Source organism: Dactylosporangium sp. NPDC051484 (assembly GCF_040689395.1).
Lineage (GTDB): Bacteria > Actinomycetota > Actinomycetes > Mycobacteriales > Micromonosporaceae > Dactylosporangium.
In genome coordinates this window covers 174,459-189,325 of the sequence record NZ_JBFAZX010000005.1, presented here as the reverse complement: position 1 = coordinate 189,325, position 14,867 = coordinate 174,459, and the positions used below count along the sequence as shown (strand labels likewise).

Here is a 14,867-nt window from a genome sequence, read left to right as displayed (position 1 = left end):
CCGGGTGGCGAGGATCAATCTGAGGGCTTACGGTGACGGACCGTGGATGGACGCCGGAACTTCACCCCGGAGCCGGATGCGGATTCGCGCTGGTACCCGGACGACCGTGGATATGACGACCGCCGTGACGACCGGATGCGTGACGACCGGGGCCGCGACGACAGGGACTGGGACGAGCGCCCTCGCGGCCGTGACGACGCGGATCGTGGGTACGGCGACGAGCGTGAGGACAGCGGGTACACGCCGACGCGGTATGCGGACGAGCGGGACTACGACGACAGGTACCGGGTTTCCGAGCCCCGGGGCGGCGGCCGCGGCTACGGCGCCGACCCGCTGAGCTACGGCGACAGCCCGAGCGGGCAGTTCAGCGCCCCGGCGTCCGCCGGTAGGTCCGGCGACACGGGTGACCTGTCCGGTGAGTTCGGCGGTCGCTCGCGGCGGTCGGAGGCGATCAACCGCAGCGCGCTGCAGCGGCCGGTGTCCGGCGGCAGTCCGTCCGGCGCGGGATCGTCGCTCGGAACGTCCGGCCTGGGATCGTCGGGCTTGGCATCGTCCAGCCTGGGATCGTCGGGCGCAGGATCGTCCGGCCTGTCGAGCTCCGGCGCGCCCATCCCGGGCCTGTCGTCGCAGGGAATCCCGGGTCAGGGAATCCCGGGTCAGGGGATGACGACGCAACAGGCCGGGGAGCCGGAGGCGCTGGGCCAAGGCACGACCGGGCCGGTCTCGGGCGGGCCGGTCTCGGGCGCACCCGTCTCCAGCGGACCGACCGGGGCTCCACCGAGCGCGTTCGTCGCGCCCACGACGCTGACCACCGCCGTTCCGGCGCCGCAGCAGTACGGGCAGGCGGCGGAGCCGGGTGGTGCGGTGTACCGGAGCAAGCGGCCGGGGCTGGCCATTGTGCTGGTCGTGTTCACGATCCTGTTCGAGGTGCCGATCCTGCGGCTGTTCCTCACCGCGATGACGGCCAAGGAGGTCCAGGCGGGGGCGACCCTTGCCGGCATCTTCATGCTTCCCGCGCTGCCGATGTTCGCGCTCGGGTTGTACGGGCTGATCGGCGGGGAGGCCGCGGCGGCGCCTGGAGCGCGGGCGTGGCTACGGACGCCGCTGGTGTATCTGCCGGTCGCGCTCCTGCTGTTCGTCGCCGCCGGCCTGGCCGCCTCCTAGCCCAGGGCCGTCCTCCAGCCGGACGGAGTCCGCGGCAAACCGGGCCGCTGAGATCCGAGCCGCCGGAAAGACGAAATCCAACCTGCCGAAAAGCGAGACCGAACCGCCGAGAACGCCGAAGACGGACGCCGGGCTGGGTCGCCGCCCCAGCCCGGGCCGGGCGGGGACCGGGGTTGTCGAGCCGCCGGGCCGCCGAAAGCCCGGAGCTGACGAGCAGCCGAAAACGAACCGGGTGCCGGGTGCGTCACCGAATCACCCGGGTTGCGTGACGAGATCGCAAGGGTTGGAACAAACTCTGAGAAGCTGGACAAAGCCGAACACATCCCGACATGGAGCAACGGGAAAGTTCGGACAGAATGGCCCAAACAGCGCGCCGCCGGGGGCATTCGATGTCGCCCGCGCCCGGCGCGTACACTTTCCCCCGGCGACCGCACAGCGTGCGGTCGACCTCGCGCGCCCTCCCTTAGCCCGCCGCATTTCTTCCCGCGCCGGGTGAGCGTTCAAGGGCGGCGGCCGCCCTGGTCCCGATCAGACACGCCGGCTGGTAACGGCGGCGTGTGCGAAGGGTGAGACGGCCGACGACAGGGCGCCAGGACGGCGGTCCGACCGGCCCGCCGTGACAACCAGGATCGAGAGGATCCCGCACATGACCGTGACCATGCGTCAGCTGCTCGAGAGCGGCGTGCACTTCGGGCACCAGACCCGCCGGTGGAACCCGAAGATGAAGCGCTTCATCTTCACCGAGCGCAACGGTATCTACATCATCGACCTGCGCCAGACGCTCGACTACATCGAGAAGGCGTACGACTACATCCGCAACACCGTGGCCGAGGGCGGCTCCGTGCTGTTCGTCGGCACGAAGAAGCAGGCCCAGGAGGCGATCGCAGAGCAGGCGACGCGCGTGGGCCAGCCGTATGTGAACCACCGCTGGCTCGGCGGCATGCTGACGAACTTCCAGACGGTGTACAAGCGGCTGCAGCGGATGAAGGAGCTCGAGAGCCTCGACCTGACGGGCACCGCGCAGGGGTACACCAAGAAGGAGACCCTGCAGCTGTCGCGCGAGCAGACCAAGCTGAGCCGCACGCTGGGTGGTCTGCGGGACATGCAGAAGCTGCCGTCGGCGATCTGGGTGATCGACACCAAGAAGGAGCACATCGCGGTCGACGAGGCGCGGAAGCTGGGCATCCCGGTCATCGCCGTGCTCGACACGAACTGTGACCCGGACGAGGTCGACTTCCCGATCCCGGGTAACGACGACGCCATCCGCTCCGCGGCGCTGCTGACCCGCGTGGTCGCCGACGCCGTCGCCGACGGGCTGATCGCTCGGTCCGGGCGCGCCACCCGGGCGGACCAGAAGCCCGAGCCGGGCGTCGTGGCCGGTGGCGAGCCGCTCGCCGAGTGGGAGCGCGAGCTGCTCGAGGGCGTCAAGTCCGCCGATGCCGCTCCCGCGTCCGCCGATGCCGCTCCCGCGTCCGCCGATGCCGCTCCCGCGTCCGCCGATGCCGCTCCGGCCGCCGAAGACAACCCCCAGGCATAACAGCCCAGGCGTTCACCACCAGAGCGAGAGAGACTCATGTCCAACTTCACCGCCGCTGACGTCAAGCGGCTCCGCGAACTGACCGGCTCCGGCATGATGGACTGTAAGAAGGCGCTCGAGGAGGCCGAGGGCGACTTCGACAAGGCAGTCGAGCTGCTGCGTATCAAGGGCGCCAAGGACGTTGGCAAGCGCGCCGGTCGCACCACGGCCAACGGCCTCGTCGCGCACCACGGCTCGGGCCTGGTCGAGATCAACTGCGAGACCGACTTCGTGGCCAAGAACGAGGCGTTCGTCGAGCTGGGCCAGAAGCTGGCGCAGCAGGTGGACGCGACCAAGGCGGCCGACGTCGACTCGCTGCTGGCCTCGAAGATCGGCGACATCACGGTCGCCGACCTGGTGCAGGCCGAGTCGGCGCGCATCGGCGAGAAGCTCGTCATCAACCGCATCGCGGTGCTGGGCGAGCAGGTCGCGATCTACATGCACCGCAAGAGCCCCGACCTGCCGCCGCAGGTCGGCGTCGCGGTCGAGTTCACCGGCAAGACCGACGAGGCGGCCCTCGCCGACGCCCGCGGCGTGGCGATGCAGATCGCCGCGATGCGGCCGAAGTACCTCACCCGCGAGGAGGTGCCCGCGGACATCGTCGAGTCGGAGCGGCGCATCGCCGAAGAGACCGCCCGCGAGGAGGGCAAGCCGGAAGCGGCTCTGCCGAAGATCGTCGAGGGCCGGGTCAACGGCTTCTTCAAGGACTTCGTCCTCGTCGAGCAGCCGTCGGTGGGCGACAACAAGAAGACCGTCAAGCAGGTGCTGGCCGAGGCCGGTATCGAAGTGACGCGGTTCGTGCGCTTCGAGGTCGGCCAGGCCTGATCGCCGTACAACGGAAGTCAGGGGGTCACGGTCCATCGGATGGAGACCGTGACCCCCTTTCCACAGAACCGGACAGACAGAAGGGTGCCCACATGACGAACACCGCCGTCGAAGCGGCAAGGCAATCCCTGACCCCGCCCCCGATCGGGGCGCGGCGCGTCGTGCTGAAGCTCTCCGGTGAGGTGTTCGGAGGCGGCGCCGTCGGCGTCGACCCCACCGTCGTGCGCGCCATGGCCCGCCAGATCGCCGCGGTCGTGCGGCGCGGCGTGCAGGTCGCGGTCGTGGTCGGCGGCGGCAACTTCTTCCGCGGCGCCGAGCTCTCCCGGGCCGGCATGGACCGCTCCCGCGCCGACTACATGGGCATGCTCGGCACGGTGATGAACTGCCTGGCGCTGCAGGACTTCCTGGAGAAGGACGGCATCGACACGCGCGTGCAGAGCGCGATCAGCATGGCGCAGGTCGCCGAGCCCTATATCCCCCGCCGGGCGATCCGTCACCTGGAGAAGGGCCGTGTGGTCATCTTCGGCGCCGGCGCCGGCATGCCGTACTTCTCCACCGACACGGTCGCCGTCCAGCGCGCCCTGGAGATCCACGCACACACCGTGCTCATGAGTAAGAACGGGGTAGACGGCGTATACACCGCCGACCCGCGCACCGATCCGACCGCCCGCAAGATCGACCACATCACGTTCGCCGAGGCGTTGGTGCAGGGCCTGCGGGTGGTCGACCAGACGGCGTTCAGCCTCTGCCAGGAGAATGCGCTGCCGATGCTGGTCTTCGGCGCGGAGGGGGAGGACAACGTCGCTCGCGCGTTGAGTGGTGAGAGGATCGGCACGCTCATCACCGCCGAGCCCGTTCCGGATCGAGGAGGACAGACCACGTGATCGAAGAGACGCTCTTCGAGGCCGAAGAGAAGATGGAGCGCGCGATCGAGCACGCCAAGGAGGAGTTCGCGGTCATTCGTACCGGCCGCGCCACCCCGGCGATGTTCGGCAAGGTGATGGTCGACTACTACGGCACCCCGACCCCGCTGCCGCAGATGTCCTCGATCGCGATCCCCGAGCCGCGCATGGCGCTCATCAAGCCCTACGACGCGTCGCAGATCGGCGCGATGGAAAAAGCCATCCGCGACTCCGACCTCGGTGTGAACCCGAACAACGAGGGCACCCAGATCCGCATCCTGCTGCCCCAGATGACCGAGGAGCGGCGCCGCGACATGATCAAGGTGGCCAGGAACAAGGCGGAGGACTCCCGCGTCGCGATCCGCAACGTGCGCCGCAAGGCCAAGGAGGAGCTCGACCGCATCGTCAAGGATGGCGAGGCCGGCGAGGACGAGGTCCGGCGCGCCGAGAAGGAGCTCGAAGACCTGACGCACAAGTACGTGGCGCACGTCGACGAGCTGCTCAAGCACAAGGAAGCCGAGCTACTCGAGGTCTGATGGCCGATCTCGATCGGGCTCAGGCCCCAGACCCGTCACCGACGCGGGCGCGGCAGGACGATGCCGCGCCCGCGCCGTCTGTTGGAAAGGCGCCGTCGGTGGGAAAGACGCTGTCCGTGGACGACACCTCCGCGCCGCCGCCGCGCAAGAGCCGGGCCGGGCGCAACCTACCGGCGGCGATCGGGGTGGGCGTCGGGCTGGGCGGGCTGGTCGTGGTCTCCCTGTTCGTCTGGGACAAGTGGCTCTTCCTCGGCCTGGTCATCGTCGCGGTGATGGTCGGCGTCTGGGAGATGGTCCGCGCCGTCGGCGTCCGCAAGGCGCATCCGCCGCTGGTGCCGCTGCTGCTCGGCGCCCCGCTCATGGTCTGCCTGGCCTGGTTCGGCGGCGCGGAGCGGCTCCCGCTGGGCCTGCTCGCCACCCTGCTGCTGGTTTTGGTGTGGCGCTTCGCCGACGGCGTCGCGCATTACCAGCGCGACGTCACCGCCGGCGCGCTCATCGCCGTTTACGTGCCGTTCCTCGGCTCCTTCGCGGCGCTGCTGGCCAACACGCCCGACGGCAGCGTCCGGGTCCTCGTGACCATCCTCGCCGTCGTGCTCTCCGACACCGGCGGCTACGTGACCGGCGTCTTCTTCGGCCAGCACTCCATGGCCCCGTCGGTCAGCCCGGCCAAGTCCTGGGAGGGCTTCGCCGGTTCGATCGTGTGGACCGGTGCCGGCAGCGCGATCGCCCTGCCGCTGCTACTCGACGACGCGCTCTGGTGGCACGGCGCGATCTTCGGCGTGGCGGTGTCGATCGCCTCCGTCCTCGGCGATCTCGGCGAGTCACTGATCAAGCGGGACCTCGGCGTCAAGGACATGAGCAACCTGCTGCCCGGGCATGGCGGCCTCATGGACCGCCTGGACTCGATACTGCTGGCCCTGCCCACGGCCTATGCGGTCCTCGCGTTTCTGGTGCCGCTCGGGTAGGCTTCGTCGCCCCGCCGGGCTGTTCGGCGGTCTTGGAGACCATGCGGCGCGGCATGGGACACTGGAACCCTCATGACGCAGCTTCCCGTACTGAACTTTTCCTCCAGCGCGACCGGCACCACGAGCGACGGCCGCCGGGCCGCCCTGCCCCCGCGCCACCTCGCCGACCTCGACCTTGCCGCACGGCGTGCCGCCGTCGCCGAGCTGGGCGAGCCGGCCTTCCGCGCCGGGCAGGTCTCCGCCCACTACTTCGGCCGCCTCGTGCGTGACCCCGAGGCGATGACCGACCTGCCGGCCCGCGCCCGCGCCGCGATCACCGAGGCGCTCATGCCGCGGCTGCTGGAGCCCGTGCGGGAGCTCGCCACGGACAACGGCGCCACCCGCAAGACGCTGTGGCGCCTGCACGACGGCTCGCTGGTGGAGAGCGTGCTCATGGGATACCCGGACCGGGTCACCGTCTGCGTGTCCAGCCAGGCCGGCTGCGGCATGGCCTGCCCGTTCTGCGCGACCGGGCAGGCCGGGCTGACCCGCAACCTGTCCACCGCGGAGATCGTCGACCAGGTCGTGTGGTTCGCCGGCCTCGCCGCCCGCGGTGCGCTGCCCGGCTGCCCCGACCGGCTCTCCCGCGTGGTGTTCATGGGCATGGGCGAGCCGCTGGCGAACTACAACCGGGTCGTCGCGGCCGTGCGGCGGCTCACCGATCCGGCGCCGGAGGGCCTCGGCCTGTCGCAGCGGCACATCACGGTGTCGACCGTCGGGCTGGTTCCCGCCATGCGGCGGTTGACGCAGGAGGGGCTGTCGGTGACGCTTGCGCTGTCGCTGCACGCGCCTGATGATGATCTGCGCGACACGCTTGTACCGGTCAACCAACGCTGGAAGGTCGCCGAAGTGCTTGATGCCGCGTTCGAATATGCGGCTCGCACGGGGCGTCGCGTGTCCATTGAATACGCAATGATCCGGGATGTGAACGACCATCCGTGGCGGGCGGATTTGCTCGGTCGGCTCTTGTCCGGCCGTCTCGCGCATGTCAATCTCATCCCGCTCAATCCGACCCCGGGCAGCAAGTGGGACGCTAGCCCTAAGCCGGTTGAGCGAGAGTTCGTCCGGCGGCTCCGCGCCGCCGGTGTTCCCACTACAGTGCGTGACACCCGGGGTCGGGAGATTGACGGAGCCTGCGGGCAGCTCGCGGCCTCTGGAGATGGCAAGGTGGGAGAAGACGGCTTGCTAGCACGGCGAGCGAACAAGGAGACACAGTGAGTCAGGGTCAGCGGTTCCGGCGCCGTGCGATGCGTCGGGGATACAAGGTCGACGAGGTCGACTCGTTCCTCGACCGGGTGGAGGCCACCCTCTCCGGAGACCCGATGGGTGCGCCGATGAGCGCGCAGGAGGTCCACGACGTGGTCTTCCGGGTCCGCTTCGGCGGATATGACGAGTGGCAGGTCGACCTGCACCTGGACCGCGTCGAGCGCCAGCTGGCCGAGCTGGAGGAGCGCGGCGGCGGGTTCGGCCGGTCCCCGGAGCCGCGCGGCGGCGAGCTGCGCACGGAGCCGCCGCGGATGCCGGAGCGCATGGAGCCGCCGCGGATGCCCGACCGCGTCGGCATGGCGCCCCCGCCGCCCGACCGCATGGGCCCGCCCCCGATGGATCGGATGGGCCCTCCTGCGGCGGACCGCATGGGCCCGCCGCCCATGGACCGCATGGCACCTCCGCCGCCCGGCGCGCCCCTGCCGACCCGGCCCGCCCAGCCGCCGGCCGGCCCGCCGCCGCGCGACCCGAGCTACGGCCGCTACGACGAGCCCACCTACGGCGGCGCCTTCGACGAGGACCGCGGCCCGTATGAGCAGGGCCCCCGCGTGCCGCGGCCGGACATGACCGCCGAGATCCGCATGGAGCGGCCCGATCCGGCGACGTATGCCGGCGGCCCCGACCGCGATCCGTATGGCGGCCCGCCCGACCGCGACCCCTACGGCCCGCCGACCGACCGCGATCCGTACGGCGGTGCTCACGCCGATCCGTATGGCGGCCCTCCGGGTAGCCCGCCGACCGACCGCGACCCGTACGGCGGTGCTCACGCCGATCCGTATGGCGGCCCTCCGGGTGGCCCGACGGTCGACCGCGACCCGTATGGTGGCGCCCCCGCCGACCCGTACGGCGGCCCTCCGGCCGGCCCGCCGGTCCAGCATCAGTCGACCGAGGTGGCGCGCATCGACCAGCTGCGACGCACGTTCCAGCTGCGCCGCTTCGGCAGCGGCTACGACCGGGCGCAGGTCGACCGGCTCTTCGAGGGCGTCATGGCGTCGCTGACCGGTCGTGGCGGCCCGCTGACCGACGGCGACCTCGACCCGACGCACTTCAACCTGGTGCCGGGCGGCTACTTCGAGGCCGAGGTCGACGCGGCGCTGAAGGAGGTTCGCGACATCGTCACGCGGCGTCGCTGACCGAGAACGCAACGTCGAAGAGGGCGCGCCCGGCGGATGTCGGACGCGCCCTCTTCGCGTGCACAGTTCGAAACACGACAGTTGCTCGTCATCACCCAGCGTCACAGTGGGTGACGCGGCGAAAGCCGCCTCAGCGCAGGCCGTTGCGGCGCAGCACCCAGTCGCCGACCAGGGCGAGCACGAGCAGCCCGGCGCACACGATCAGGAAGATGTCCTCGACGCGACCGTGGTGGTTGCCGATGAGCATGCTCAGCAGGATCAGCGCCGAGACGACGGCACCGATGCGGGCCGCGCGCGGGTGACCTGGCTTGAGCTGGTCGGGGGAGGTCACAGGCTCGTGCTGCTCGGACACGGCTCGTCCTTTCGGCGCTCGACGGGGCCGCGGAGGTTCAGGCGGCCTGGGTGGTTCTGCACAAAGTCTGGCATGCGGCACCGGCAGGGACGGTTGCGGGTCGGTCGGGTAGCGTCGGTGCGGGCATTACGCGGTACCAATTCGGGCGGTACCAACAGAAGGAGGAGGCACGGTGCGTATCACCGGGACCGGCCATGCCAGCCTGCGCATCGACACGCCGGCCGGGAGCATCCTGTGCGATCCGTGGGTCAACCCCGCCTACTTCGCCTCGTGGTTCCCGTTCCCGGACAACTCGCTGCTGGACTGGGAGACGCTCGGCGACTGCGACTACCTGTACGTGTCGCACCTGCACCGTGACCACTTCGACGCCGAGCACCTGAAGCGGTTCGTGTCGAAGAAGGCGACCGTTCTGCTGCCCGAGTTCCCGACCAGCGAGATGCGCGACGAGCTGGAGGCGCTGGGCTTCACCCGGTTCCTGGAGACGAAGTCGAACGAGGTTCACGAGCTCGACGGCGGTCTGAAGATCATGATTCAGGCGCTGACGTCGCCGACGGACGGCCCGATCGGCGACTCGTCGCTGTGGGTCGAGCACGACGGGGTCCGGCTGCTCAACCAGAACGACGCCCGCCCGACCGACCTGACCACGTTCCACGCGCTGGGCCATGTGCACGCGCACCTGCTGCAGTTCTCCGGCGCGATCTGGTATCCGATGGTCTACGAGCTGCCCGAGGCCGCCAAGCGCGCGTTCGGCAAGCAGAAGCGGGACCGCCAGTTCGACCGCACCTTCCGCTACATCGCCGACCTGAAGGCCTCGCACGTGGTGCCGATCGCCGGGCCGCCGTGCTTCCTCGACGACGAGCTGTGGCAGTTCAACGACATCTTCGGTGACGAGGGCAACATCTTCCCCGACCAGTGGGTTTTCCAGCAGGAGTACGCCAAGGTCGGCGGCACGAACTCGACGGTCCTGCTGCCGGGCTCGGTGATGACGCTCACCGCCGACTCGGCCGAGACGACGCACCCGACCGACGTCGCGGAGTTCTTCGCGCACAAGCGCGAGCACCTGGAGGAGATGCGGCAGCGCAAGCGGCCCGTCATCGAGGCGGCGAAGGCGAGCTGGCGGCACCCCGAGGTCGACGTGCTCAAGGAGATGCAGCGGCGCATCGAGCCGCTGCTGGACGAGTCCGTGTACCTGGCCAAGGGCGTCGGCGGCCCGGTCCGCTTCGACCTGGTCGGCTACGACGGCGAGTCCGTCGAGTCGATCGTGGTGGACTTCCCCGGCAAGCAGGTGCGCGCCTACGCCGACGAGAAGGTCCGCTACCGCTTCCGCACCGAGCGGGCCCTGATCGAGCATCTCCTGTTCGTCGAGGAGGTCGACTGGGTCAACTCGCTGTTCCTGTCCTGCCGGTTCTCCGCCGCGCGCATCGGGCAGTACAACGAGTTCGTCTACTCGTTCTTCAAGTGCCTCTCCGAGGAGCGCCTGCAGTACGCCGAGGGCTGGTTCGCCGAGCAGAAGCCCGACGCCGAGGACATCAAGCTCGGTGACTGGGTCGTACAGCGGCGCTGCCCGCACCTGAAGGCGGACCTGACCCGGTTCGGCATCGTGGACGGCAACACCCTGACCTGCCAGCTGCACGGCTGGAAGTTCGACCTGCCCAGCGGGCGCTGCCTGACCAGCGTCGGGCACGAACTGCGCTCCCGCCCGGCCGGCACCCCGGCGCTGGACGAGGCCCCGGTCGAGGCCTCGATCGCGGCTCCCGCCGGGGCTGCGGCGGACGGCGACTAGGCACGGCCGGTGCTCGACAAGGTCCGCAAGCTGCTGGCCAAGGCCGAGGACCCGGCGTGCACGCCGCAGGAGGCGGAGGCGCTGACGGCGAAGGCAGCCGCGCTCATTGCCAAGTACGGCATCGACCAGGCGCTGCTGGACGCCCGCGAGGAGCGGCCGCAGGCGGTCGGCAACCGGCTCGTCGAGCTGGCCGCGCCGTACCTGCGGGAGAAGGCGTATCTGCTGCACGTCGTGGCGGCGGCGCTGCGCTGCCGCTCGATCCGCCTGGAGCGGCGCAGCGCCGAGGGGCTGCGGGTGTCGGTGCACCTGTTCGGCTTCGAGTCCGACGTCGCCGGCGTCGAGCTGCTCTACGCCTCGTTGCTGGTCCAGGCGGCGCGCGGGATGCTGCGCGAGCCGGTGCCGCCGGGCCAGCAGGCCGCGGCTTGGCGGCGCTCCTGGCTGGTCGGGTTCGGCTCGGCGGTCGCGCGGCGCTTCGCCGCCGCCTCAAGCGCGGCCGAGCCGGCCGAGCCGGGTACCGCGCTGGTGCTCGCCGACCGGGAGCGCGCGGTCGACGTCGCGGTGGCCACGGCCTACCCGAACGTGCGCACGGGGCGCCGGCGGCGGCTCAGCGGCGGCGGCTTCGAGGCCGGCAGCGTGGCCGGGCAGCGGGCCGACCTCGGCGGGGTACGGGTGGACGCGACCGGCCGGGCCGAGGTCACCGCGCGCTGAGGATCTCGTCGGTGGCCGGCCGGGAGGGCACCCACCGGCCCCGGCACCACCGGACCGCTCGCCCGAGCGGGAATTCCGTCGCGCCAGATCGGTGAATCCGGCATCATCGATGGTGCGGGGCAGCGGGTGACGACCGCCGTGGACGCCCCGCCGGCCTGGCCACCGTCACGCGGCCGAGAGGCCGCGGCGGTCCGCCGCGGCGAAGGTGTGGTGGCACCGCGACCGGCCCCATCGCCCACACCTCCGGGGAGCGTCCCTTCCGAGGAGGTGTTTCATGTCGTACCGCGTGTTGTCCGGCGAGCTCGCCCGGCACACGGGAGCCACGATCCGGCTGTGTGGCTGGGTCCATCGCCGCCGGGTGCTGGCGAAGGTCACGTTCCTGATCGTGCGCGACCGCGCCGGGCTGGCCCAGGTGGTGGTGCCGCCGGGCGTGCCGGTGCCGGGGGAGGAGTCCGTGGTCGAGGTCACCGGCCGGGTGGTGGCCAACGACGTCGCGCCGGGCGGGTTCGAGGTGGTGTACGAGTCGATCGAGGTGCGCTCGGAGGCCGAGCCGCCGCCGGTGGAGCGGCTGCATCGCCTCGCCGACTACCTCGCCGCGCTGGGCCCGCAGGCGGAACGCCTTGAGGGGTACCTGGCCGCGTTCCGCCACGGGATGCCGCCGCACGGCGGCTTCGCGATCGGCCTGGAGCGGTTCCTGGCCCGGCTCACGGGGGCGGCGAACGTGCGCGAGACGACGCTGTTCCCGCGGGGCCTGCACCGCCTGACGCCGTAGTAATTCGATTGCCGTCCGGTAAGTGATGATCTATAATTAATACATGTGTACTAACGGGGACGGTATTTGGGATTCACCGCGCTGATGGATGGGTGCGCGCGCTGCGCGCATCGCATCGGCCCAGTTCATGCCACTGTTGAGTGCATCTGGCGGTAGCGGGCGGAGCCATGCCTGGGCATGGCCGGCGGGGGATTTCGCCGGTCGTGCCCAGGATTAATTCCACATAGGACACCTGGCTCGGTGAAGGGTTTGTGAAGGTTTGCGGCGGGCCGGGCACATGGCCGGGGTTGCCCGGGCCGGCGCCTGACACAATGAGGGTGTGACACCCCGAGAGATCGTGCTCCTCGGCTCCACCGGGTCGATCGGCACTCAGGCGATCGACATCGTGCGACGCAACCCGGACCGGTTCCGAGTCGTGGCGATCGGCGCCGGCGGCGGCAACGTCGGCCTCCTCGCCCGGCAGGCGCTCGAGCTCGGCGTCGAGGCCGTCGGGGTGGCCCGGGCCAGCGTCGCCCAGGACCTGCAGCTCGCCTTCTATGTCGAGGCGCAGCGTCGCGGCTGGGCCACCGGCGACTTCCGGCTGCCGAAGATCCTCGCCGGTCCCGACGCGATGACCGAGCTCGCGCACTGGCCCTGTGACACGGTCCTCAACGGCGTCGTCGGCTCGCTCGGTCTGGCACCGACGCTGGCCGCCCTGGGTGCCGGGCGCACCCTCGCCCTGGCCAACAAGGAGTCCCTGGTCGCCGGTGGCCCGCTGGTGCGCGCCGCGGCGCGGCCGGGCCAGATCGTCCCCGTCGACTCCGAGCACTCCGCGCTGGCCCAGGGGCTGCGCGGCGGGAGCCGCGGTGAGGTGCGCCGGCTCGTGCTGACCGCCTCCGGCGGCGCGTTTCGCGGCCGCACCCGCGACCAGCTCGTAGGCGTCACCCCGCAGGAGGCCCTCGCCCACCCGACGTGGGACATGGGGCCCGTCGTCACGATCAACAGCGCCACCCTGGTGAACAAGGGGCTGGAGGTGATCGAGACGCATGAGTTGTTCGGCGTGGAGTACTCCGCCATCCAGGTCATGGTCCACCCGCAGTCCGTGATCCACTCGCTGGTCGAGTTCACCGACGGCTCCGCCCTCGCCCAGTGCAGCCCGCCCGACATGCGCTTGCCGATCGCCCTCGCCCTGGGCTGGCCCGACCGGGTCCCCGACGCCGCCCCCGCTGTCGACTGGACCCAGGCGCACACCTGGGAGCTGCGGCCCCTGGACGAGGAGGCGTTCCCCGCCGTGGCGCTGGCCAAGGCCGCGGGGGAGGCCGGTCGCTGCCGCCCGGCGATCTACAACGCCGCCAACGAGGAGTGTGTGGCCGCGTTCACGGCGGGTGATCTGCCGTTCCTGGGCATCGTCGAGACGCTGGAGCGAACCCTCGCCGAGGCCCCGGATTTCGCCGAACCAGGTACCGTCGATGACGTGCTCGCCGCCGAGTCCTGGGCGCGGGCCCACGCCCGTGCGCTCATCGCCGCGGGCGCCGACCGGAGAGGGGTCTGATGACCTTCGCGCTGGGCATCGTTGTGTTCGCCCTGGGCATCCTGATCGCCGTCGCCCTGCACGAGGCCGGGCACTTCTGGTCGGCCCGCTGGTTCGGGATGAAGGCGACCCGCTACTTCATCGGGTTCGGTCCGACGATCTTCGCGTTCAAGCGCAAAGGCGTCGAATACGGGCTGAAGGCCCTGCCGTTCGGTGCGTTCGTCAAGATCGTCGGGATGACCCCGAACGAGGAGGACATCGACCCCGAGACCGGCAGGCCGGGCTCCGAGGACCCGAAGGCCATGTGGCGATACCCGGTGTGGAAGCGCACCATCGTCATGGCCGCGGGCTCCATCACCCACTTCGCGCTGGCCCTGGCGACGCTGTGGGTGCTCTTCTCGTTCGTCGGAGTCCCCGACACGAGCAAGGCCAACCAGGTGCCGGTCCGCGTGGGCTGGATCTCGCAGTGCGTGAGCCCGACGTTCCAGGTCGACCAGCAGGCGAAGACTCAGAAGGCGTGCGACCCGGCGACGGATCCGAAGAGCCCGGCCGCCCAGCTCGCTCTGCAGCCCGGGGACATCATCCTCAGCATCGACGGGCACGCGATCGGCGGTAACCAGGCGTTGCGCGACGAGCTCAAGAACGACGTCGGCAAGACCGTGAAGGTCGAGTACAAGCGCGGCGAACAGACGCTGTCGGGCGACGCGTTCATCCCGGAGGCGCAGCGGCTCAAGACCGGCATCGACCCGAGCAAGACCGCCGAGCAGATCACCCCCGACGACCTGGAGCGCGGCGGGATGCTGGGCATCAACGTCGACATCCGCTACAGCGACCTGCCACTCCTGCGCTACGGCCCTCTCGACGGCGCCGGCCAGACCACCTCGTTCACCGCCACCCTCGTCGAGCGCACGTTCGAGTCGTTCAAGGCCATCCCCGGCCGCATCCCGAACCTGTTCAAGGCGATCCTCGGCGAGCCGCGCGACCCGAACACGCCGGTCAGCGTCGTGGGCGCCAGCCGCATCGGCGGCGAGCTGTTCGAGCTCGGCGACTGGGCGTCGCTGCTGTCGCTGTTCGCGACCCTCAACCTGTTCTTCGGCATCTTCAACCTGTTCCCGCTGCTGCCCATGGACGGCGGGCACATCGCCATCGCCTGGTTCGAGCGGGTCCGGTCGTTCATCGCGGCCCGGCTGGGCCGGCCCGACCCGGGTCGCGTCGACTACTACAAGCTGGCGCCGATCACGCTGGCTGTGATAGGTGTCCTCGGCGTCTTCGTCCTGCTGACGGTGACGGCCGACTTCGTCAACCCGATCACGTTGAAATAACACCTCTCTGTGAA

At 70.6% G+C, this 14,867-nt stretch carries 13 protein-coding genes and 1 pseudogene; 13 read left to right on the top strand and 1 reads right to left on the bottom strand.

What is annotated here, in order from left to right; translation table 11 throughout:
- Positions 1-42: 42 nt before the first annotated feature.
- From AB0367_RS11800 to AB0367_RS11765, 8 genes and pseudogenes are all read left to right on the top strand, one after another.
- Positions 43-1,164, top strand: a complete 1,122-nt coding sequence (locus tag AB0367_RS11800; protein WP_366226209.1) for a hypothetical protein — start codon at positions 43-45, stop codon at positions 1,162-1,164.
- A gap of 646 nt (positions 1,165-1,810) precedes the next feature.
- Positions 1,811-2,701, top strand: coding sequence for a 30S ribosomal protein S2 (gene rpsB / locus AB0367_RS11795; protein ID WP_366226208.1), 891 nt, complete (start codon positions 1,811-1,813; stop codon positions 2,699-2,701).
- Positions 2,702-2,737: 36 nt separating this feature from the next.
- Positions 2,738-3,565, top strand: a complete 828-nt coding sequence (tsf, locus tag AB0367_RS11790) for a translation elongation factor Ts (protein WP_366226207.1) — start codon at positions 2,738-2,740, stop codon at positions 3,563-3,565.
- A 92-nt stretch (positions 3,566-3,657) separates the two neighbouring features.
- Positions 3,658-4,449, top strand: a complete 792-nt coding sequence (pyrH, locus tag AB0367_RS11785; RefSeq protein WP_366226206.1) for a UMP kinase — start codon at positions 3,658-3,660, stop codon at positions 4,447-4,449.
- A complete protein-coding gene (frr, locus tag AB0367_RS11780) occupies positions 4,446-5,003 on the top strand; it encodes a ribosome recycling factor (RefSeq protein WP_366226205.1) in 558 nt (185 codons plus the stop codon). The genes pyrH and frr overlap by 4 nt, the downstream gene beginning before the upstream one ends.
- A 152-nt stretch (positions 5,004-5,155) precedes the next feature.
- Positions 5,156-5,968: pseudogene (locus tag AB0367_RS11775) on the top strand (phosphatidate cytidylyltransferase); the annotation flags it as partial.
- A gap of 72 nt (positions 5,969-6,040) precedes the next feature.
- Positions 6,041-7,225 (top strand): 23S rRNA (adenine(2503)-C(2))-methyltransferase RlmN, encoded by a 1,185-nt coding sequence (gene rlmN, locus AB0367_RS11770; RefSeq protein ID WP_366226204.1) that lies wholly within the window; start codon positions 6,041-6,043, stop codon positions 7,223-7,225.
- Complete coding sequence (locus tag AB0367_RS11765) at positions 7,222-8,406, top strand: DivIVA domain-containing protein (protein WP_366226203.1); 1,185 nt, start codon at positions 7,222-7,224, stop codon at positions 8,404-8,406. Before rlmN ends, AB0367_RS11765 begins: the two co-directional genes overlap by 4 nt.
- A 130-nt stretch (positions 8,407-8,536) precedes the next feature.
- On the opposite strand, the gene AB0367_RS11760 is transcribed toward AB0367_RS11765, so the two are convergent.
- Positions 8,537-8,758, bottom strand: coding sequence for a DUF2631 domain-containing protein (locus AB0367_RS11760; RefSeq protein ID WP_350553864.1), 222 nt, complete (start codon positions 8,756-8,758; stop codon positions 8,537-8,539).
- 172 nt (positions 8,759-8,930) lie between these two features.
- Here AB0367_RS11760 and AB0367_RS11755 point away from each other — a divergent pair, with 172 nt between their 5' ends.
- From AB0367_RS11755 to AB0367_RS11735, 5 genes are all read left to right on the top strand, one after another.
- Entirely contained in the window at positions 8,931-10,541 is a 1,611-nt protein-coding gene (locus AB0367_RS11755) for a Rieske 2Fe-2S domain-containing protein (protein ID WP_366226202.1), read from the top strand.
- Between the two features lie 9 nt (positions 10,542-10,550).
- Entirely contained in the window at positions 10,551-11,249 is a 699-nt protein-coding gene (locus AB0367_RS11750; protein ID WP_366226201.1) for a DUF2786 domain-containing protein, read from the top strand.
- Positions 11,250-11,523: 274 nt separating this feature from the next.
- Entirely contained in the window at positions 11,524-12,021 is a 498-nt protein-coding gene (locus tag AB0367_RS11745) for an amino acid--tRNA ligase-related protein (protein WP_366226200.1), read from the top strand.
- A 337-nt stretch (positions 12,022-12,358) separates the two neighbouring features.
- On the top strand, positions 12,359-13,552 hold the full coding sequence (gene dxr / locus AB0367_RS11740; protein ID WP_366226426.1) for a 1-deoxy-D-xylulose-5-phosphate reductoisomerase: 1,194 nt from the start codon (positions 12,359-12,361) through the stop codon (positions 13,550-13,552).
- Entirely contained in the window at positions 13,552-14,853 is a 1,302-nt protein-coding gene (locus tag AB0367_RS11735; RefSeq protein WP_366226199.1) for a M50 family metallopeptidase, read from the top strand. Before dxr ends, AB0367_RS11735 begins: the two co-directional genes overlap by 1 nt.
- The last annotated feature ends 14 nt before the right edge of the window (positions 14,854-14,867 follow it).